The sequence below is a fragment of the Exiguobacterium sp. s168 genome, assembly GCF_018619035.1.
Lineage (GTDB): Bacteria > Bacillota > Bacilli > Exiguobacteriales > Exiguobacteriaceae > Exiguobacterium_A > Exiguobacterium_A acetylicum.
In genome coordinates this window covers 1-19,444 of record NZ_JACSNE010000023.1, presented here as the reverse complement: position 1 = coordinate 19,444, position 19,444 = coordinate 1, and the positions used below count along the sequence as shown (strand labels likewise).

The window sequence follows — 19,444 nt, the reverse complement described above, 5'->3', positions numbered from 1 at the left end:
TCATCTGTAGTCGAGAACGCCAGCTGCTTTCAAACATCTTATCCAAAAATCACTCCAATGGCATTTTATAATACTATCATAGACACAACATGCGGTCAACGACAAATCCTTCGATTTGTCAAGACCGAATTGATTTAAATATCGAGTACCCTTTATCGCGGGTAACTGTCTCACACATACCGAATACGTCTTCCATCAACTTCTTCGCAGATGGTCCACCTTGTTTCTTTTGAATGACGACCCAAAGCTCGCCGCCCACGACGAGGTGATCATACGCTTCTCGGAGGATACGATGAACGACCGTTTTTCCTGCCCGAATCGGTGGATTCGTCACGATCGCTGCGAATGTCGATTCGCCTACCCCATCATACCCGTCACTCACACCGGTCGTCACGGAAACACCGTTCGCGCGCGCATTGTCTGCCGCCAGTTCGAGCGCCCGTTCATTGACATCGATCAAGTGTGCTGGACGTCCTGTCGACTTCGAGAGCGCAATGCCCATCGGTCCGTATCCGCAGCCGACATCTAAAATGTCTCCCGCTACAGCCGGTTCCGTGAATGTCTCAATCAATAGACGGGAACCAAAATCGATTCCGTTCTTTGAAAAGACACCGTGATCCGATGTAAAGCGGAGCGTCTGACCACGCAAGACGTATTCCCACGTCTTCGGATCTCGTTTCGATGAAGGGTCATTCGTATAATAATGATCCGCCATGCTTCCTTCCCCTCTCATGTAAAAGATGAAAACAAAAGAAGCTCGCAATGCGAGCTTCTCTTGTTTCTACGGAAGAAGAAAATTACTTAACTTCTACAGTAGCGCCAGCTTCTTCAAGCTTAGCTTTCATTGCTTCAGCGTCTTCTTTCGAAACGCCTTCTTTAACTGGTGCTGGAGTTCCGTCTACGAGAGCTTTCGCTTCTTTAAGACCGAGGCCTGTCAATTCGCGAACTGCTTTGATGACGTTGATTTTACCAGATCCAGCGTTAGTGAGGATAACGTCGAATTCAGTTTGCTCTTCAGCTGCTGCGCCTGCGCCAGCACCTGCAACTGCTACTGGAGCTGCTGCTGATACGCCGAATTCTTCTTCGATTGTTTTTACGAGTTCGTTAAGTTCAAGAACAGTCATGCCCTTGAGGTCTTCGATAAATTGCTCTTTGTTGAAAGCCATTATGGTTTTCCTCCTTTGATTTAGCCCACGTTGGGGTGTGAAAATTGTGTTGGTTGCCTATCCCGCTAAGCAGAAATTAAGCAGATTGTTCTTCTTTTTGCTCTGCGATTGCGTTCGTTGCCACCGCGAGTCCACGGATTGGCGCTTGAAGCACGCTGAGGAGCATCGAAAGGAGACCTTCGCGTGATGGAAGTTCCGCAAGGGCTTTGACATCTTCTACTGAAGTGACTTTGCCTTCGATGATACCACCTTTAAGTTCGAGAGCCTTGTGCGTTTTAGCGAAGTCGTTCAAGATCTTAGCTGGCGCGATAACGTCTTCATTGCTGAAGGCGATCGCACTAGGACCTGTGAAGACTTCATCAAGACCTTCGAGGTTGCTTTGAACTGCCGCGCGGCGGAGGAGACCGTTTTTGTAAACTTTGAATTCAACGCCCGCTTCGCGGAGTTGTTTACGAAGTTCAGTGACTTCTTCTACTGTGAGACCACGGTAGTCGACGACAACTGTTCCTGCGCTCGCTTGGAGTTTCTCAGCGATCTCAGATACGAGATCCGCTTTGACAGCGATAACTTTTTCGTTTGCCATTTCTGTTGCACCTCCTGGTAGATGAAATGTACCGGTGCGAGGGGCTGCTCGATTTCAAATAAAAAGCCTCCGTCTGCAGAGCAGAGGAGGCGTAATCGTCAAAAAGGATACCTGAACAAACAGGCTCTCTGAGCAAGAACACCTCGGAAGGATTTATGCCCATGTGAGCACCTTCTGTCTACGGTATGTCGAAATATATCAACGTTTTATACTGTAACAGCGTTCTTAGAACGTTGTCAAGTTCGTTTTAGACGAAATTATTTCGCGAAGTCAGCTGAAGATACTTTTACACCAGGACCCATTGTAGAAGCGATCGCGATGTTCTTAAGGTATACACCTTTAGCAGTAGCAGGCTTAACTTTTACGAGAGTTTCGATAACTGTGTTGATGTTCTCAACGAGTTTCTCGTTATCGAATGATTTTTTACCGACAGGAACGTGGATGTTACCTGATTTGTCGACACGGTACTCAACTTTACCAGCTTTGATATCGTTGATTGCTTTTGTGACGTCAAATGTAACTGTACCTGTTTTCGGGTTTGGCATGAGGCCTTTTGGTCCAAGAACGCGACCAAGTTTACCAACTTCACCCATCATGTCTGGTGTCGCAACGATAACATCGAAGTCGAACCATCCTTGTTGGATTTTGTTGATGTACTCAGCATCACCAGCGTAATCTGCTCCAGCAGCTTCCGCTTCTTTAAGTTTCTCACCTTTCGCGAAGACGAGGACTTTTTGTGTTTTACCAGTACCGTGTGGCAATACGACTGCTCCACGGATTTGTTGGTCTGCTTTCTTCGGATCTACTCCGAGACGAACAGCCAATTCGATAGTCTCATCGAATTTCGCAGTTGCAGATTTTTTAGTCAAATCTACAGCTTCTGCGAGTTCGTATGAAACCGTACGATCGATAAGCTTAGCAGCTTCTTTGTACTTCTTACCCATTTTAGGTTCCTCCTTTGTGGTTGTGCGGAAAATCCTCCCACATAATGAAAGGGTAGCAGGCTTCAAGAAACTATCCGCCTGCGACCCTCATCGTTGTTCATGGTAATCAAAAAGACATTAGTCTTCGATTACGATACCCATAGAACGTGCAGTACCTTCAACCATCAACATTGCTGTTTCAACAGATGATGCGTTAAGGTCTGGCATTTTTGTTTCAGCGATTTCACGAACTTTGTCACGTTTGACTGTCGCTACTTTCTTACGGTTCGGTTCACCTGAACCACTCTCAATTCCAGCTGCTTTCTTCAAGAGAACTGCTGCTGGAGGAGTTTTAGTGATGAATGTGAATGAACGATCTTCAAAAACCGTGATGACTACAGGGATAATCAAGCCGGCTTGGTCTTGTGTACGAGCGTTGAACTCTTTACAGAAGCCCATGATGTTCACACCTGCTTGACCGAGTGCCGGTCCAACTGGTGGAGCTGGGTTTGCTTTGCCCGCAGGAATTTGAAGTTTTACGAGTTTCATAACCTTCTTCGCCACGAGACACACCTCCTTAATTCTTTAATGTGGTTTAATTGGACGTTGCGCGTCCTCCCACTCATTCTATTCGACGAGTTATTTATCGAAATAAGCACAACATCAAACACGAAAAATTGTATCATTAAAACAAAACATTCGCAATAGGAAACTTAATCGATTTTATCGACCTGTGCGAAATCAAGCTCAACCTTCGTTTCGCGACCGAACATATCAACAGAGACTTTCATCTTCTCAGCATCTGTATCAAGCTCCTCGATCGTACCTTCGAGATTTTCGAAAGCTCCTTCTTTGATTCGGACGATTTGTCCGAGTGAGAAGTCGTAACGGCTCTTCAGATCAACGAGACCCATTGATCCAAGAATGTTTTCTGCTTCTTCTGGAAGGAGTGGTGTCGGTTTTGAACCACCGCCGACTGATCCGAGGAAGCCCGTGACGTTCGGAGTATTCCGGACGACGTACCAAGAATCATCCGTCATGACCATCTCGACGAGGACATACCCCGGGAAGATCTTGACTTCACGTTCCTTGATTTTCGTTTCTCCCTTTTTGTTCGTTACTTCTTCTTGTACTGTTTCAATCGGAACGAGTACACGGAAGATTTTTTCGTCCATGTTCATGGATTCAATCCGACGTTCAAGGTTCGCCTTGACGTTGTTTTCGAATCCGGAATACGTTTGGACGACAAACCATTGTTTCTCCATGGTAGGCCACCTCTTCTTTTTACTTAATCAACCAGCTCATCAATGCGCTAAGCCCTGAATCGACGCCGAAGATGAAGACACCCATGAAGATCACCATACCGATGACCGTCAATGTGTATTTCGTCAGCTCTTTCCGTTTTGGCCAGCTCGTCTTTTTCAATTCATTCCATACGTCACGCAAAAATTTCATCGTACTTTCCCTCCAGGATGTAATAAATCGGGACAGATGAAGCCTTATTTCGCTTCTTTATGAATCGTATGCGCGTTACAACGACGGCAGAATTTCTTCAATTCCAAGCGGACAGTGACGTCCTCTTTTTTCATCGTCGTATAGTCGCGGGCACCGCAATTATCACAAGCAAGGCCTACTTTCTTCGCCATCTCAAAGTCCTCCTTCTTTGCCACTCTTCTCTTCTGTTAAGGTACTTTCCTTCCGAAAAAGAGCGTAAAAAAAAACGCCTATGAGCGGCGTCTCGCTAGTAAGGCGCTAGTTATACAGTAGCATAGGAAGGGATTACGGTCAATCTACCTCTCTGTTAGACCGTCATCTTTCGTGCTTCGAGATATCGCTCAAGTTTGCGCTTGACGCGTTGCAAGGCATTGTCGATCGATTTCACATGACGATCGAGGTCGTCAGAGATTTCCTGATACGTCCGTCCGTCGAGATAGAGCGCGAGGACCTTCCGTTCGAGGTCGCTCAGAATCTCATCCATCTTCGATTCGATGTCTGCGTATTCTTCCCGGTTGATGATCAAGATTTGTGGATCAGAAGGTGCTGTCGACGTGATGATATCAAGTAACGTCCGCTCCGATTCATCGTCATAGATCGGTTTATCGAGCGAGATGTACGAGTTCAACGGGATATGTTTCTGACGTGTCGCCGTCTTGATCGCAGTGATCATCTGTCGCGTGATGCATAATTCGGCAAATCCTTTAAACGAGGCGAGCTTATCCGTTCGGTAATCCCGTACCGCCTTATAGAGACCAATCATTCCTTCTTGGATGATGTCTTCTCGGTCTGCCCCGATCAAAAAGTAAGAACGGGCTTTGGCACGTACGAAATTTCGATACCGCTCGATCAAAAATTCGAGCGCATCGCTGTTATCGAACTCTTTCGCTTGTTCTACAAGCGCTTCATCGGTCATGCACTCAAACTGGTCGAACGAAACCAAACTCATCCTGTATCCCTCCAAGCATCATTGACGAATAGTTCAATTGTTTTTAATTATACAATAATTACCTGTGGCACGACAATGAAAATTGGCATGACCTCTTTTGTTGTATCCAAAATGTATCTTTTCTACAAAAAAATCCACCGTTCTTTCGAATGAAGGAGAACGGTGGATTGCTCATGCGAATGGTTCATATCATGTATCTGAATTCTTTCGGCGACGAATCGCTTCGAGGCGCGCGATGACGTCTTCCGGTAAATCAATCTTCGAACGCGGTTGAGCCGTCGTCTTCGCAGACGTCGTCTGTTGCTTGATGACGGCAACTGCTGCTTTCCACTCACGCCGGAGTTCCTGCGCCGATATACGGAGTGCTCCAAGCGTGAAGATGACCCATTGCTCCGTGTAGTCGTTCGTCGCTACCGTCAGCTTGACCCGGATATCCTGCAGCCAGTCAGCCGCTGTTTTCTCGATCCATTCGTCCGCCGTCTCGTTTTCTCGTGTATAGACGATATCGATTCCGCTTTTTAGCATCCGAGACTCACGTCCTGGTTGCAGATAGGCATCAAAGACGATCGTAACGCTGATCCCTGTGACGGCTTGGTACTCCGCCATCGCATGAATCAACCGTTCCCGTGCTAATTCAAAGTCTTGCTCCCGCAACGTCCGAAATTCTGGCCATGCGCCAATGATATTGTAGCCATCTACGATGAGGCGATCATATTTCATCGCGCATACGGCTTTCTAGTCCGATAGACTTCATATAATAATAGCGAAGCCGCAACCGATGCGTTGAGCGACGTGACATGTCCTGCCATCGGGAGGTGGACGAGGAAGTCACATTTCTCACGGACGAGCCGGCTCATTCCTTTTCCTTCACTTCCAATGACGATTCCGAGCGGCATCGTACCATCGAGTGTCCGGTAGTCGTCACTTTCACGTGCATCCGTTCCGACGAACCAGATGCCTTGTTTCTTTAGATCCTCCATCGTCCGAGCGAGGTTCGTCACGCGAACGACCGGGATATGTTCGATTGCGCCTGTTGATGCCTTCGCGACGACTTGCGTCAATCCGACTGAGCGACGCTTCGGAATGATGATCCCGTGAGCTCCAACAGCGTCTGCCGTCCGCAAGATCGATCCGAGATTATGGGGATCCTCGAGTTCATCAAGCATGATCAAGAGTGGTGTTTCATCCTTTTGACGGGCAAGCTCGAAGATATCTTCCATCTCAGCGTACTCATACGCTGCAACCGCGGCGACGACACCTTGGTGATTTTCCGTTCCAGCTAAACCGGTTAACCGTGAACGCGGGACGAGCTGGATTTGAATGCCCGCTTCCTGCGCCATCGCATGGATGACGGCAAGCGGTCCTTTTTGTTGTCCTTCCTGCAAGAACAGCTTGTTCATTTCTCGTCCGCTCCGTAATGCCTCTAGGACCGGATTACGACCTGACAAGAAATCTTGTCCTTCTTCGAGCGGTTCGATTACGACCGGTTGTTCCTTAACAGAAGCAGTCTTTCGCTTCTCTTGCGCTGGACGCTGCGCCTTCGTTTTCGGCTTCGCACCGGTAGCCTTAGGATTCGTCTGTTTTTTCGGCTTCGAGTAGTTCGAACGCTTGTCCGATGAGTTCTTCAAGGCGATCCCCTCCTTCTGAAAGATAAATATAACCGAGCAATGCTTCAAATGCTGTCGCGTAGCGATACGTGTGGACGTCCGTGCTCTTCGGGACAGAACCGGATTTCGCGTTCTTTCCGCGCCGGACGACCGCTGCTTCTTCTTCTGTCAACACATCCGTGTTCAACCAGTGCGTCACGACCGTCGCTTGTGCTTGTGCCCGAACATACCGGACAGCTGCTTTGTGCAACTCGCCCGGCTTCACGTAACCTTGTTCGAGCAATCGCTCCCGCACACGAATCTCATAGACGACGTCGCCCATGTACGCTAACGCGAGTGCATTCAGTTGTTTGTAGTTCTTCATCCGCGCTTCCACCGCATCCCTTGCGCTGTGTCTTCGAGCAGGATCCCTTGATCACGTAGCTGATCACGGATTGCGTCCGCTCGTGCGAAGTCACGATTTTGACGGGCTGTGTTCCGCTCTTTGATCAACTGTTCGACTTCTTCATCGAGTAAGCCTTTGTCGACTGTCAACGTGACACCGAGGACATCTGATAATTCCGAGAAGAGTGCGAGGAACTGTTCGAGCACCTGTTTTGACACATGTGCTTCTCCGAGGTATAAGTTGGCTTCTTTCGAGAGATCAAATAAATCCGTCACAGCGTTCGCTGTATTGAAATCATCATCCATCGATGTGATGAAGTGTTCCTTGATCGCCGCTAGACGATTCAACCACTTCTCGTCACCTGTTCCGAGATCGGCCGTCATTTCAAGGCGGTGTTCGATGTTTGCGACCGACTCCCGAATCCGCGCGAGACCATTCGCTGCTTGATCGATCAGTTCACGACTGTAGTTGATCGGGTGACGATACTGAACCGATAACATGAAGAAACGTAACACCATCGGGTCGACTGCTTGGATCGCTTCATGGACCGTCAGGAAGTTACCGAGTGACTTCGACATCTTCTCGTTTTCGATGTTCAAGAACCCGTTATGCATCCAGTAGTTCGCGAACTTCTGCGAGTTGCATGCTTCTGACTGGGCGATCTCATTCTCATGGTGCGGGAACTTCAAGTCTTGTCCACCAGCATGGATATCAATCGTCTCCCCGAGGTATTTCTTCGCCATCGCCGAGCACTCGATGTGCCAGCCTGGTCGTCCTTCGCCCCATGGACTCGTCCATGCCGGCTCCCCTGGTTTTGCTGCTTTCCAGAGCACGAAATCAAGCGGATCTTCTTTTTTCTCTCCCACTTCGATTCGTGCGCCTGCGCGCAATTCATCGATCGACTGTTGGCTCAATTGACCATAATCCTTGAAACTACGCGTCCGGAAGTAGACATCTCCGCTTGATGCGTAGGCATTGCCTTTTTCGACGAGGACTTCGATGAAGGCGATGATATCGTCCATCGTTTCCGTGACGAGTGGATGGATGTCCGCTTTTTGGACATTCAAGGCACCCGTATCCGCGTGGTACGCCTCGATGAAACGTTTCGTCAACGCATGATAGTCTTCTCCGAGTTCGTTCGCTGTCCGGATGATCTTATCATCGACGTCCGTGAAGTTCGAGACATATTTGACTTCGTATCCGCGGTATGTGAAGTAGCGACGAACCGTATCGAAGACGATGGCTGGACGTGCGTTCCCGATATGAATGTAGTTGTAAACAGTCGGGCCACAGACATACATCTTGACCTTTCCTTCTTCTAATGGTTTAAATGGTTCCTTTTTTCCGGTCATGCTGTTGTACAGTTGAATCATGACGTCGCCCTCCTTTAATCCGTTCAATTTCTTGTTTTAATACTTCTAGTTCCATTTCAATTCGCTCTTGGCATTCGCTGACCGGATCCGGGAAACGATGATCAAGCGGTGCTTCGACCTTCATGCCATCTTGAATGACGACACGTCCCGGAATGCCGACGACGGTCGCATTTGGCGGAACGTGTTTTAAGACGACGGAACTGGCACCGATTTTTGAGTATGCCCCGATCGTGATATCACCAAGGACACGGGCACCGGCAGAGACAAGTACGCCGTCTTCAATCGTCGGATGACGCTTTCCTGTTTCTTTCCCCGTTCCGCCGAGCGTCACGCCTTGAAATAACGTGACGTCATCACCAATGATCGTCGTCTCACCAATGACGACACCCATCCCGTGGTCAATAAAGAATCGGCGTCCAATCGTCGCTCCTGGGTGAATCTCGATGCCTGTCAAAAAGCGACTGAACTGCGAAATGAATCGACCGAGTAAGCGAAACTTTGCGTTCCAGAGTCGATGGGCCAGGCGATGCATCCAAATCGCATGTAAGCCCGGGTATGTCAAAATGACTTCTAACGTGCTGCGGGCAGCTGGATCTTGCTCAAACACATTGCGGATATCTTCTCGTATCCGTGTCATATACGTTCTCCTCTCCATAAGAAAAAGCGCCTCTATGCATTGCTGCACAGAGACGCTAACGAAGCGCGGTCCCACTCTGTTTGGACGATTGACTCGTCCCTCTCGACGTCCGTTAACGCCGGAGATACGTCTGCGCCTACTCTCAGGGATTTCGGGCAGCACTCAGAGGGGCATTTCATGATTCGCTTCTTCAAGCCCTCGCACCATTCGAGCTTGTCTCTGGAGAAGAAGACGCATCGTTACTTTCCTCGTCTACGCTTTCGTTATTCTGCTTCAAGCCGTGCAAGCACACGGTCTTTTCCTAGTAATTGAATCGTGTTCGGGAGTTCTGGACCATGTGTCTGTCCTGTCGTCGCGACACGAATTGGCATGAACAAGTTTTTACCTTTTTGACCAGTCGCTTTTTGCGTCGCTTTGATCGATGCTTTGATTGCTTCTGGTGTCCACTCTTCGAGAGCGCGTAACTGGTTCGCGAATTCTGTAAGTACAGTTGGAACCGTCTCGCCACTCAAGACAGTGTTTGCCTCTTCATCATACACCACTTCGTCCTCAAAGAACATCTCTGAAAGCTTGACGATTTCCGCGCCATGCGTCATCTGTTCGCGGTATAACGCGACAAGATCACGTGCCCAAGCGAGCTCTTCTTCTGAAGGCGACGCTTCGACGCGACCTGCTTCTTGTAAGAACGGAAGACTGGCTTCGAATACTTCTTCGAACGATTGATGTTTCATATACTGACTGTTGATCCAAGCCAATTTGTTTTGGTCAAAGACAGCTGGACTCTTCGAGAGACGATCCGCGTCAAAGATTTCGATGAACTCTTCTTTCGTGAAGATTTCTTGTTCGCCGACCGGTGACCATCCGAGAAGCGTGATGAAGTTGAGCAATGCTTCCGGGAGATAACCGAGCTCTTTATACTGCTCGATGTACTGAATGATCGAGTGATCACGCTTCGAGAGTTTCTTGTGTGATTCGTTGACGATCAATGTCATGTGACCGAACGTTGGGTATTCCCAACCGAACGCATCATAGATCATCATCTGTTTCGGTGTGTTCGAAATATGATCATCGCCACGAAGAACATGGCTGATCGCCATTAAATGATCGTCGATGACGACGGCAAAGTTGTATGTCGGAATGCCATCTTTTTTGACGATGACCCAGTCACCGAAGTCTTTTGATTCGAATGAGACATCGTCTTTAACGATATCATTCCATGTATACGTGACATCCTCCGGTACACGAATCCGAATTGACGGCGTGCGACCTTCTGCGCGGAACGCTTCTTCTTGTTCTGCTGTCAGGTTACGGTGCGCTCCTGAATAACGTGGTGCTTCTCCGCGTGCGATTTGTGCTTCACGTTCTGCTTCGAGTTCTTCCGATGTCATGTAGCAACGGTAAGCAAGTCCTTTTTCAAGTAACTCATCCGTGTACTTTTGATAGATATCGAGACGTTCCATTTGTGAATAAGGACCGTACTCGCCACCGCGACCTGGACCTTCGTCCCAATCGACACCGAGCCACTCGAGGTTCTTCATTTGACTCTCGACACCACCTGCGATGTTCCGCTTTTGGTCCGTATCCTCGATTCGTAATACCATCTTACCGCCTAAATGGCGTGCAAACAGATAGTTAAATAATGCAGTCCGGGCATTCCCGATATGCAAGTGTCCTGTTGGACTTGGGGCATAACGTACTCGTACTTCTGCCATTGCCAATCACTCCTTCGACTAAAATTCGCTTATCTAGTATACCTTATTCTTCGATTCGTTTCAGTAGAATCACTGCTTGACAAGCGATTCCCTCTTCACGTCCCGTAAAACCTAACCATTCCGTCGTCGTTGCCTTGACATTGATCTGTTCAATGTCCGCTTCGAGTAATTCCGCGATCCGCGCACGCATCGTGTCGATGTAAGGACGCAGCTTTGGTGCCTGTGCGATGACTGTCGCATCTAGGTTGCCAAGCTCATACCCTTGTTGTTTAACAAGCGCGTAAACATGTTGTAGCAATTTTGCTGAATCGGCATCCTTGAATTCCGGATCCGTATCTGGAAAATGTTTTCCGATATCCCCTGCTGCGATCGCACCAAGTGCTGCGTCGGCAATCGTATGTAATAAAACGTCTGCATCCGAATGACCGAGCAATCCTTTCGTATGCGGAATCTCGATGCCGCCTAAAATCAATTTCCGATCCTCTGCAAAGGCATGTACATCAAAGCCTTGTCCAATTCGAATCATCGTCATTTCCCTCGTTTCATTAGAATCGCTTCACCGAACCAAAGATCGTCCGGTGTCGTCATCTTGATATTTTCGTAGTGACCGTGGACGATCGTTACTTTTCCTCCGTCCCATTCTATCAAACTTGCATCGTCGGTTCCTAGGTATTTCGTTGCCGCTTTTTCATGAACCGTACGAATCGTCGCAAGATCAAACGCTTGTGGTGTCTGGGCTGCCATCAGGTGCTCCCGCGGAACGGTCTCGCTGATGTGGTTCGCTTCAATCCGTTTGACGGTGTCTTTGATCGGCACGGCAAGAATCGCTGCTTGATCCAAAGCTGCCGCCTGGACGACCGCATGAATCGCTGCTTGTGAAATGAACGGTCGGGCACCATCATGGATCAGAACAATTCCTTCGCCTTCTAACGCCTCAAGACCACGGAGCACACTTTCCTGACGTTCGGCACCACCCGTGACAAGTTTAATCGATGTCTTATAAGACGCGATAATACTTGTAAACCATTCCTGTTCTAGTGGATTGATCGCGAGGACGATTTCCGTACAAGCTGGATCTGCCTCGAAGACATCCAGTGTCCAAGCGATGATTGGACGGTCTCTCAGTTCAAGCATCAATTTATTACGATCTGCGCCCATCCGCTTACCGGCACCAGCAGCGGGGATGACGACGCGATAGGTGGTTGTAGACATCCCATTCCCTCTTTTCTCTCTCACTGATCATCGTGATCCATTCCATCACACCGAAAACGGACTCGATCATGAAATCGAATCCGTTGCGGGGTCTATCCGAATGCCTCTCGATGTCTCTCTAGGCATAGTGTCTCATTTTTCTTGTGGTTTCGCAAAAATCATTCGTCCAGCTGACGTCTGCAAGACACTCGTGACGACGACACCAATCGTTTTCGAAATGAGGTGTTTGCCTCCTTCGACGACGACCATCGTCCCATCTTCGAGATAAGCGATGCCCTGTTTTTGTTCTTTCCCTTCCTTGATGACAAGGACGGTCATCTCTTCTCCTGGAATGACGACTTGTTTGACGGCATTCGCCAGATCATTGATGTTGAGAACAGGAACATGTCGGACTTCACAGACTTTGTTCAAGTTATAGTCGTTCGTGACGACGATGCCTTTGACGAGTTCCGCGAGTTTAATTAGCTTAATATCGACTTCCGGTACATCCTCGAAATCGCCGTCATAAATTTCGACCTCGACTCCAGGGATGTCTTGTAACTCTTTTAAGACATCAAGTCCACGACGTCCACGGTTTCGTTTCAACGTATCCGAAGAATCCGCGATGTACTGCAACTCACCGATAACGAATTGCGGGACGATCAGTTTTCCTTCGACGAAGCCGGTTTTCGTGATATCCGTAATTCGTCCGTCGATGATGACGCTCGTATCAAGTACCTTGCTGTTTGATTTAACTGGAACGACGACTTCAGGTGTTGCTTTTTTCTCACTTTGGTTGCTGCGTAAGAAGATTTTCGTCAATTCATGACGTTTACGATACCCGACCGTAAAGCCGAGATATCCGAATAACGCGGTCACGAAAATTGTTAAGACGTTACTGAGGACAGGAATACCTACTAAATCAATCAATGTACTAACAAGGAAAGCCAGTACCAACCCGATCAACAAACCAAATGTTCCAAAAAAGAGATCTGCCACTGGGGCTTTGACGAGTCGTTCTTCTAAAAATCGGAGAAGTCGAATTACCGAATCCGTAATGAATAATCCAATTAATAAGAATATGAGTGCACCAATCGTTCCAGTTACGTATTCGCTCATCAACCAGGCGGGGAATGTCGTATTCGTTGCCGTTTCAATTAATTGGAAGAACTGAGGCAGCAACAAAATCCCGAGGGCAAGTCCGAGTAATGCAAAAAATACCCGAATGACGATTTTCAATCTTCTCACCTCCTTTGCTTATTTTAAGTTCATTGTAACATGTACTGATTTGAACTACCTACGCCGGAAGGAGGGGAAACTGTTTACATATCCATTACAGTTCCCCCATTTTTTGCGTCATTCCAGTTTAAAACGGAATTGTTTCACGTAATGCTTCGTCCACACTCTCGACACCAACGACCGTAATCCCGTCCGGATACGTCCAACCACCCAAGTTGTTTTTCGGAATGATCGCCCGCGTGAAACCAAGTTTAGCTGCTTCTGCTACACGTTGTTCGATCCGCGATACACGGCGAACCTCACCTGTCAATCCGACTTCACCAATCACGACATCCGTCGGACGCGTCGGCTTGTCACGGAAACTAGAAGCAATCGCAACACAAACCGCCAAGTCAATCGCAGGTTCATCAAGCTTCACACCACCGGCTGCCTTGAGGTAGGCATCTTGTGTTTGTAAGAGAAGACCCGACCGTTTCTCAAGAACAGCCATCAATAAGGCAACCTTATTTTGATCGATTCCGGTCGCCATCCGTCTTGGATTCCCGAATGACGTCGGTGAAATCAACGCTTGCAGTTCAACGAGGACCGTCCGTGTCCCCTCCATGGAAGCGACGATCGTCGAACCAGATACACCGGATGTCCGTTCCTCGAGGAAAATTTCTGACGGATTCAAGACCTCTTCAAGACCGGACTCCCGCATCTCAAAAATTCCGATTTCATTCGTTGAACCAAATCGGTTTTTGACGGCACGCAGAATCCGGAACGTATGGTGACGTTCGCCTTCGAAATACAAGACGGCATCCACCATGTGCTCCAGTAAACGTGGTCCAGCAATCGAACCCTGTTTCGTGACGTGACCGACGATGAAAATCGCAATACCGCGACTCTTCGCAATTTTCATCAGCATCGCCGTACATTCACGTACCTGTGTCACGCTGCCGGGTGCGGACTGGATTTCATCGATGTAGACGGTTTGAATCGAGTCGATGATTAAAAAACGTGGCTGTTCTTCATCGACGACACGTTCAATCATGTTCATATCCGTCTCACTGAGGACGAACAAATCTTGTGTCGGTAAGCCAAGCCGTTCCGCGCGCAATTTAGTTTGTTTGAGTGATTCTTCCCCTGAGATGTAGAGCACTTTTTCGCCACGTTGAGCAAGGCGTGCACTCGTCTGCAGCAAGATTGTCGACTTCCCGATCCCTGGGTCTCCTCCAACAAGCACCATCGAACCTGGAACGATACCTCCTCCGAGGACACGGTCGAATTCACCACTTCCGGTAAAGACGCGACTCTCTTCTTGCGAGACGATGTTCGCGAGACGCTCTGGCTTCAATTGTTTTGTCGTCGTATGAACGAAAGCGGCACCGCGCCGTCCTTTTTTCTCTTCGACGACTTCTTCGACCATCGTGTTCCATTCCCCGCACCCGGAACAACGTCCCATCCATTTCGGTGATTCGGTCCCACAGCTTTGACAAACGAATTTTGTTTTTAACTTAGCCAATCGATTCATCCTTTCTGTTTCAAAAAAAGGACCAGCTTCGCTCAGAAAGTGCGAAAGCTGGCCCTGTGCTCAGTGCTTATTCCGTTGCGGCAGAACTCACGTGATTCCGGCGAACGATGAATTCGTTCTCTTCGACATCAAGCGCAACACGTTCTCCTTTTTGGATATCGCCTGCGAGCAATGCTTCTGACAACCGGTCTTCCGCTTCCCGTTGAAGGGCACGACGGATTGGACGTGCGCCGTACTCTGGATCGTACCCGATATCAGCGATCTTCGAGAGGGCAGCTGGTGTCAATTCGAAATGAATTTCCTGTTCAGCCAAACGTTTTTCAAGGGTTTTCGCCATCAACTTCACGATCTCTTCGATGTGTTGTTTCTCAAGTGAGTGGAAGACGATCGTTTCATCAATCCGGTTCAAGAACTCTGGACGGAAGGCCCGTTTGAGTTCTTCCATGACTTTATCTTTCATGTCTTTGTATTCGCGATCCGTATCTTCAGAAACAGCGAATCCAACATATTTATTCCGTTTAAGGGCACTTGCACCGACGTTCGATGTCATGACGATGATCGTGTTACGAAAATCAACCGTCCGACCTTTCGAGTCTGTTAAGCGTCCATCATCAAGTACTTGCAAGAGAATGTTGAAGACTTCTGGGTGCGCCTTCTCGATTTCATCAAGTAAGATGACCGAGTACGGTTTCCGGCGAACTTTTTCCGTTAATTGACCGCCTTCTTCGTAACCGACATATCCTGGAGGTGAACCGACGAGACGGCTCGTTGCATGTTTCTCCATGTACTCTGACATGTCGATCCGGATGATCGCATCCTCATCTCCGAACATCGCTTCGGCAACAGCGCGTGCGAGTTCTGTTTTACCAACCCCAGTAGGGCCGAGGAAGATGAACGAACCGATCGGACGTTTTGGATCTTTGAGTCCAGCACGTGCGCGGCGGATGGCTTTTGAAATCGATTTAACGGCTTCGTTTTGACCGATGACACGATCGTGAAGGATTTCTTCGAGGCGAAGGAGACGATCCGTCTCTTCTTCCGCGATCTTCGTGACCGGTACACCTGTCCAGTTGGCAACAACTTGTGCGATGTCATCTTTTGTGACTTCAAGTTTTTCGTTGCCTTGTTTATTCTGCCATTCCTCTTTCAAACGCTCAAGTTCATCGCGTAATTTTTGTTCTGTGTCACGAAGACTTGCTGCTTTTTCAAACTCTTGGCTTTGGACAGCTTCATCCTTGTCCTTACGGATACCTTCGAGTTTTGCTTCGACTTCTTTTAAGTTCGGTGGTGCTGTATACGAGCGTAAACGAACTTTTGATGCCGCTTCATCGATCAAATCGATCGCTTTATCCGGAAGGAAACGATCCGAAATGTATCGATCCGACAATGTGACGGCTTCTTGGATTGCTTCGTCTGTGATCGTCACACGGTGGTGTGCTTCATAACGATCGCGAAGACCAAATAGGATTTGTGTTGCTTCATCCGTCGTTGGCTCTGCGACTTGGATCGGTTGGAAACGACGTTCGAGTGCCGCATCTTTTTCGATGTATTTCCGGTACTCATCAAGAGTCGTTGCTCCGATACACTGAAGTTCGCCTCGTGCGAGTGATGGTTTAAGGATGTTCGATGCATCGATCGCACCTTCTGCTCCACCCGCTCCAATCAATGTATGCAACTCATCGATGAAGAGAATGATGTTCCCCGCTTGACGAATCTCATCCATGACCTTTTTCAAACGATCTTCGAATTCACCACGGTATTTCGTACCAGCGACGAGTGTTCCCATGTCGAGTACCATGACACGTTTATTGCGTAACGTCTCCGGCACTTCGTTGTTGATGATTTGTTGAGCGAGACCTTCGACGACAGCCGTTTTACCGACCCCTGGTTCCCCGATCAAGACCGGGTTATTCTTCGTCCGGCGGCTTAAGACTTCGATGACGCGTTGAATTTCTTTCGCACGACCGATAACTGGGTCAAGACGTGTTTCGCGCGCTTGTTGTGTCAAATCACGAGCAAGACCATCAAGTGTAGGTGTTGCGACACCTGAACCTGCTTGCGACGCGTTTGCTGTCGTTTCGCTGTTCCCGAGCAACTGGAGTACTTGCTGACGGGCTTTTGAAAGACTGATGCCTAAGTTATTCAAGACACGAGCAGCAACGCCCTCTCCTTCTCGAATCAATCCGAGCAAGAGGTGTTCTGTCCCAACGTAAGAGTGACCAAGTTTACGTGCCTCATCCATTGATAACTCGATGACCTTTTTCGCACGTGGTGTATAGTGAATCGTCGTTGCACCATCTTGTCCGCGACCGATCAATGCTTCGACTTCCATTTGAATTTTATCTGAACTGAGACCGAGTGCTGTTAAGGCTTTCGCAGCGATTCCGTCTCCTTCACGTACAAGTCCGAGTAAAATGTGTTCTGTTCCGATATTGTGGTGCCCCAACCGTACTGCCTCTTCTTGAGCAAGTGCCAATACACGTTGTGCACGTTCTGTGAATCGTCCAAACATCATTATGCAAAACCTCCTTGTGTGTGATCCCTGTTTGTCTGTTCGGTTAACATCGTCCGGATTCGTTTCGCCCGTTCGATGTCCCGTTCTCTAGATGTTAATTGTTTCCCGAAATGCTTTTGTAGAAAACCTGTTTGTAGTGATACGAGCAGTTGATGAAAAAGATTTGGAGGAAGATTGACCTCTAGTCCCAGACTATCTGCTAAGCGGACATCCGATAGTCGTTCCGTTGCTTCCCGCGCTGTAATCAGTCGAGCTGATGTCAGGATGCCATAGGAACGATATAGTCTGTCCTCTAGTTCTTCTTGATACATCTCCAATAATCCTTTTCGTGCTGCCTGTTCTGCTTCAATTAATGCTTCAACGGCAAATTGATAGTCCGTGATTAGCATATCCTCGCTTGCCCCAAGCGTCCGTTGGTTCGACAGTTGAAACATACGACCAGATGCATCGCTTCCCTCGCCGTAACGCCCACGAATCGCGAATCCAAGCTGTCGTAAGTGTTTGATATAGCCTTGAATCTGATTCGTCAGGACCAGTCCCGGTAAATGCAACATCACGGAAGCACGAAGACCTGTTCCGACGTTACTCGGACATGTCGTTAAATAACCAAGCGTGTCATCAAAAGCAATTTTAAATCGTTCACTGATCAAGCGATCGACTTGTTTTGCGATCCGAAACGCTTCTTCAAGTTGAAGTCCCGGTAATAACGTCTGAATCCGGAAATGATCCTCTTCATTGACCATGACACTGATCTGCTCATCTTCACTGATGAAGAGTCCTGTCCGTGGATGACTCGCTAACGCCGGACTGATTAGATGCTTTTCTACTAAAGCGGTTCGAGTCAGGACATCCGCCTGATCGACGCGACCAAACCGAAACCCTTTCATCCCGTTTAGTTGGCGTTCCGTCTCGTCAATGAGCGCATTGGCTTGTGCTTCTGACAACATCGTTGAGAACGGATAACGTGTCGTATTGCGCGCCAATCGGATCCGTGTCGAAACGACGATGTCGTCAAAGGGAGAAGATTGATTCATCGATTCGCTTAAAGGGTGTTGGAGCAACTCTTCAAACATGACGCAAATCCTCCTCGACACTTTCAATCTGTTGTTTTATGATTTCTGCTTCTTCATAGTCTTCTGCTAAGATTTTGCGATTGAGTTGTTCTTTCAGTCGACTGAGCTGCTGGTTCAATCGTTTTTCCACGGATTCCTCATCAGGTCGTGAGCCATAGTGTTGCGTATGACCGTGTTGGAACTGACGAACCATGCCGTCGACTTCGTCTTTAAAAAATGAATAACAAGTCGGGCAACCGACTTTACGAAGATGAAGCAATTGTTGACGGGTCATACCGCAAGACGGACACGCCGTCCCTTGATATTCACGTGCTAACTCCCGCACACAAACCGAGCATAAGAACTTCTCATCGGTTTCCGATTCTTGTGGAAGTTTGACACGGACGATTGCTTCTCGTTCGCCACATCGTTGACAACGCATCATGCATTCCTCCAATGTCCGACGACTAGAGTCGCTTCATGGTTTGAAGAAGCGTCCGCATCAAGTGGGCACGCATCCGGTGTTGATCTTCGACCGCCATTGGCAAACTCTCTTTTTGCAACAGCGATTGAATCAAAATAGCTTCCCGCCGCGTCAGTAATTGTTCGTTCATCAAACGAATCAAATAATCTTCTGCAGCTTGTTCCGTCAAATGATCATCGATCCATGAACTGACTTCATCTAATAGATCGTGACTATCGAGCACAACGATTTTTTGAATCCGAATGTATCCACCGCCACCCCGTTTACTTTCAACGAAATAACCCTTTTCGACCGTAAAACGAGTATTGATGACGTAGTTGATTTGTGATGGAACACAGTCAAAACGCTGTGCAATTTCTTGACGTTTGATTTCAATCGTCTTTTCGTCGTGTAAAATTTGCTTTAAATAGGCTTCGATGATATCTGTGATGTTTTGCATTGGCACCACCTCTCTGACCATCTTTGACTATTGTTTGATTTAATAGTAATCATCTAAAAAAAGAAATGCAACTGATAAGGCTTTTTATAAAACACAAAAAGACCGACCTGCAATCTGCAGATCGGTCAAGTGCCTGGCAACGTCCTATCCTCACAGGGGGAAGCCCCCAACTACTTTCGGCG

23 protein-coding genes and 2 other annotated features are annotated in these 19,444 nt (G+C 48.1%); all 23 genes read right to left on the bottom strand.

From position 1 onward, the window contains the following. Positions 1 to 118: 118 nt before the first annotated feature. The 23 genes from KNQ15_RS12500 to KNQ15_RS12390 all read right to left on the bottom strand — a co-directional run bounded on the left by KNQ15_RS12500 (position 119) and on the right by KNQ15_RS12390 (position 19,262). Entirely contained in the window at positions 119 to 715 is a 597-nt protein-coding gene (locus KNQ15_RS12500) for a class I SAM-dependent methyltransferase (RefSeq protein WP_069940145.1), read from the bottom strand. Positions 716 to 797: 82 nt separating this feature from the next. Continuing rightward, entirely contained in the window at positions 798 to 1,166 is a 369-nt protein-coding gene (rplL, locus tag KNQ15_RS12495; RefSeq protein ID WP_023466613.1) for a 50S ribosomal protein L7/L12, read from the bottom strand. A gap of 76 nt (positions 1,167 to 1,242) precedes the next feature. After that, on the bottom strand, positions 1,243 to 1,749 hold the full coding sequence (rplJ, locus tag KNQ15_RS12490) for a 50S ribosomal protein L10 (protein WP_023466611.1): 507 nt from the start codon (positions 1,747 to 1,749) through the stop codon (positions 1,243 to 1,245). 50 nt (positions 1,750 to 1,799) lie between these two features. Then, positions 1,800 to 1,951 (bottom strand) — a sequence feature (ribosomal protein L10 leader region). Between the two features lie 55 nt (positions 1,952 to 2,006). Then, positions 2,007 to 2,693 carry a 50S ribosomal protein L1 gene (gene rplA / locus KNQ15_RS12485; RefSeq protein WP_023466610.1) on the bottom strand — a complete coding sequence of 229 codons (687 nt, stop codon included), beginning with the start codon at positions 2,691 to 2,693 and terminating at the stop codon, positions 2,007 to 2,009. Positions 2,694 to 2,810: 117 nt separating this feature from the next. After that, positions 2,811 to 3,236, bottom strand: a complete 426-nt coding sequence (gene rplK / locus KNQ15_RS12480; protein ID WP_023466609.1) for a 50S ribosomal protein L11 — start codon at positions 3,234 to 3,236, stop codon at positions 2,811 to 2,813. Between the two features lie 149 nt (positions 3,237 to 3,385). After that, positions 3,386 to 3,937: a transcription termination/antitermination protein NusG gene (nusG, locus tag KNQ15_RS12475; RefSeq protein ID WP_023466607.1), complete on the bottom strand. Its 552-nt coding sequence runs from the start codon at positions 3,935 to 3,937 to the stop codon at positions 3,386 to 3,388. Between the two features lie 19 nt (positions 3,938 to 3,956). Next, positions 3,957 to 4,127, bottom strand: coding sequence for a preprotein translocase subunit SecE (gene secE, locus KNQ15_RS12470; protein ID WP_023466605.1), 171 nt, complete (start codon positions 4,125 to 4,127; stop codon positions 3,957 to 3,959). Positions 4,128 to 4,171: 44 nt separating this feature from the next. Beyond that, a complete protein-coding gene (gene rpmG / locus KNQ15_RS12465; protein ID WP_023466603.1) occupies positions 4,172 to 4,318 on the bottom strand; it encodes a 50S ribosomal protein L33 in 147 nt (48 codons plus the stop codon). A 155-nt stretch (positions 4,319 to 4,473) separates the two neighbouring features. Next, positions 4,474 to 5,115: an RNA polymerase sporulation sigma factor SigH gene (gene sigH / locus KNQ15_RS12460; protein WP_029343084.1), complete on the bottom strand. Its 642-nt coding sequence runs from the start codon at positions 5,113 to 5,115 to the stop codon at positions 4,474 to 4,476. A 189-nt stretch (positions 5,116 to 5,304) separates the two neighbouring features. Next, a complete protein-coding gene (locus KNQ15_RS12455) occupies positions 5,305 to 5,835 on the bottom strand; it encodes an NYN domain-containing protein (RefSeq protein WP_029343083.1) in 531 nt (176 codons plus the stop codon). Then, positions 5,832 to 6,515: a 23S rRNA (guanosine(2251)-2'-O)-methyltransferase RlmB gene (gene rlmB, locus KNQ15_RS12450; protein WP_412767687.1), complete on the bottom strand. Its 684-nt coding sequence runs from the start codon at positions 6,513 to 6,515 to the stop codon at positions 5,832 to 5,834. The genes KNQ15_RS12455 and rlmB overlap by 4 nt, the downstream gene beginning before the upstream one ends. 166 nt (positions 6,516 to 6,681) lie before the next feature. Beyond that, complete coding sequence (locus KNQ15_RS12445) at positions 6,682 to 7,086, bottom strand: Mini-ribonuclease 3 (RefSeq protein ID WP_047390584.1); 405 nt, start codon at positions 7,084 to 7,086, stop codon at positions 6,682 to 6,684. Beyond that, positions 7,083 to 8,480, bottom strand: a complete 1,398-nt coding sequence (gene cysS, locus KNQ15_RS12440; RefSeq protein WP_047390581.1) for a cysteine--tRNA ligase — start codon at positions 8,478 to 8,480, stop codon at positions 7,083 to 7,085. The genes KNQ15_RS12445 and cysS overlap by 4 nt, the downstream gene beginning before the upstream one ends. Beyond that, positions 8,434 to 9,153, bottom strand: coding sequence for a serine O-acetyltransferase (cysE, locus tag KNQ15_RS12435; RefSeq protein ID WP_214856809.1), 720 nt, complete (start codon positions 9,151 to 9,153; stop codon positions 8,434 to 8,436). Before cysE ends, cysS begins: the two co-directional genes overlap by 47 nt. Positions 9,154 to 9,162: 9 nt before the next feature. Next, positions 9,163 to 9,381, bottom strand: a binding site (T-box leader). Then, the gene (gene gltX, locus KNQ15_RS12430) at positions 9,381 to 10,829 is read right to left on the bottom strand and encodes a glutamate--tRNA ligase (protein ID WP_029343080.1); all 1,449 of its coding nucleotides are present in this window, start codon (positions 10,827 to 10,829) and stop codon (positions 9,381 to 9,383) included. It overlaps the preceding feature by 1 nt. Before the next feature lie 43 nt (positions 10,830 to 10,872). After that, positions 10,873 to 11,355 (bottom strand): 2-C-methyl-D-erythritol 2,4-cyclodiphosphate synthase, encoded by a 483-nt coding sequence (gene ispF, locus KNQ15_RS12425; RefSeq protein WP_029343079.1) that lies wholly within the window; start codon positions 11,353 to 11,355, stop codon positions 10,873 to 10,875. A gap of 2 nt (positions 11,356 to 11,357) precedes the next feature. Beyond that, a complete protein-coding gene (gene ispD, locus KNQ15_RS12420) occupies positions 11,358 to 12,041 on the bottom strand; it encodes a 2-C-methyl-D-erythritol 4-phosphate cytidylyltransferase (RefSeq protein WP_029343078.1) in 684 nt (227 codons plus the stop codon). A 132-nt stretch (positions 12,042 to 12,173) separates the two neighbouring features. Beyond that, positions 12,174 to 13,259, bottom strand: a complete 1,086-nt coding sequence (locus KNQ15_RS12415) for a PIN/TRAM domain-containing protein (RefSeq protein ID WP_047390578.1) — start codon at positions 13,257 to 13,259, stop codon at positions 12,174 to 12,176. Between the two features lie 127 nt (positions 13,260 to 13,386). Next, positions 13,387 to 14,763 carry a DNA repair protein RadA gene (gene radA / locus KNQ15_RS12410; protein WP_029343076.1) on the bottom strand — a complete coding sequence of 459 codons (1,377 nt, stop codon included), beginning with the start codon at positions 14,761 to 14,763 and terminating at the stop codon, positions 13,387 to 13,389. Positions 14,764 to 14,839: 76 nt separating this feature from the next. After that, on the bottom strand, positions 14,840 to 17,287 hold the full coding sequence (gene clpC / locus KNQ15_RS12405; RefSeq protein ID WP_023466588.1) for an ATP-dependent protease ATP-binding subunit ClpC: 2,448 nt from the start codon (positions 17,285 to 17,287) through the stop codon (positions 14,840 to 14,842). Then, positions 17,287 to 18,360: an ATP--guanido phosphotransferase gene (locus KNQ15_RS12400; protein WP_029343074.1), complete on the bottom strand. Its 1,074-nt coding sequence runs from the start codon at positions 18,358 to 18,360 to the stop codon at positions 17,287 to 17,289. The genes clpC and KNQ15_RS12400 overlap by 1 nt, the downstream gene beginning before the upstream one ends. After that, positions 18,353 to 18,781: a hypothetical protein gene (locus KNQ15_RS12395; protein ID WP_029343073.1), complete on the bottom strand. Its 429-nt coding sequence runs from the start codon at positions 18,779 to 18,781 to the stop codon at positions 18,353 to 18,355. Before KNQ15_RS12395 ends, KNQ15_RS12400 begins: the two co-directional genes overlap by 8 nt. Positions 18,782 to 18,806: 25 nt before the next feature. Further along, positions 18,807 to 19,262, bottom strand: coding sequence for a CtsR family transcriptional regulator (locus KNQ15_RS12390; RefSeq protein ID WP_029343072.1), 456 nt, complete (start codon positions 19,260 to 19,262; stop codon positions 18,807 to 18,809). Positions 19,263 to 19,444 lie beyond the last annotated feature (182 nt).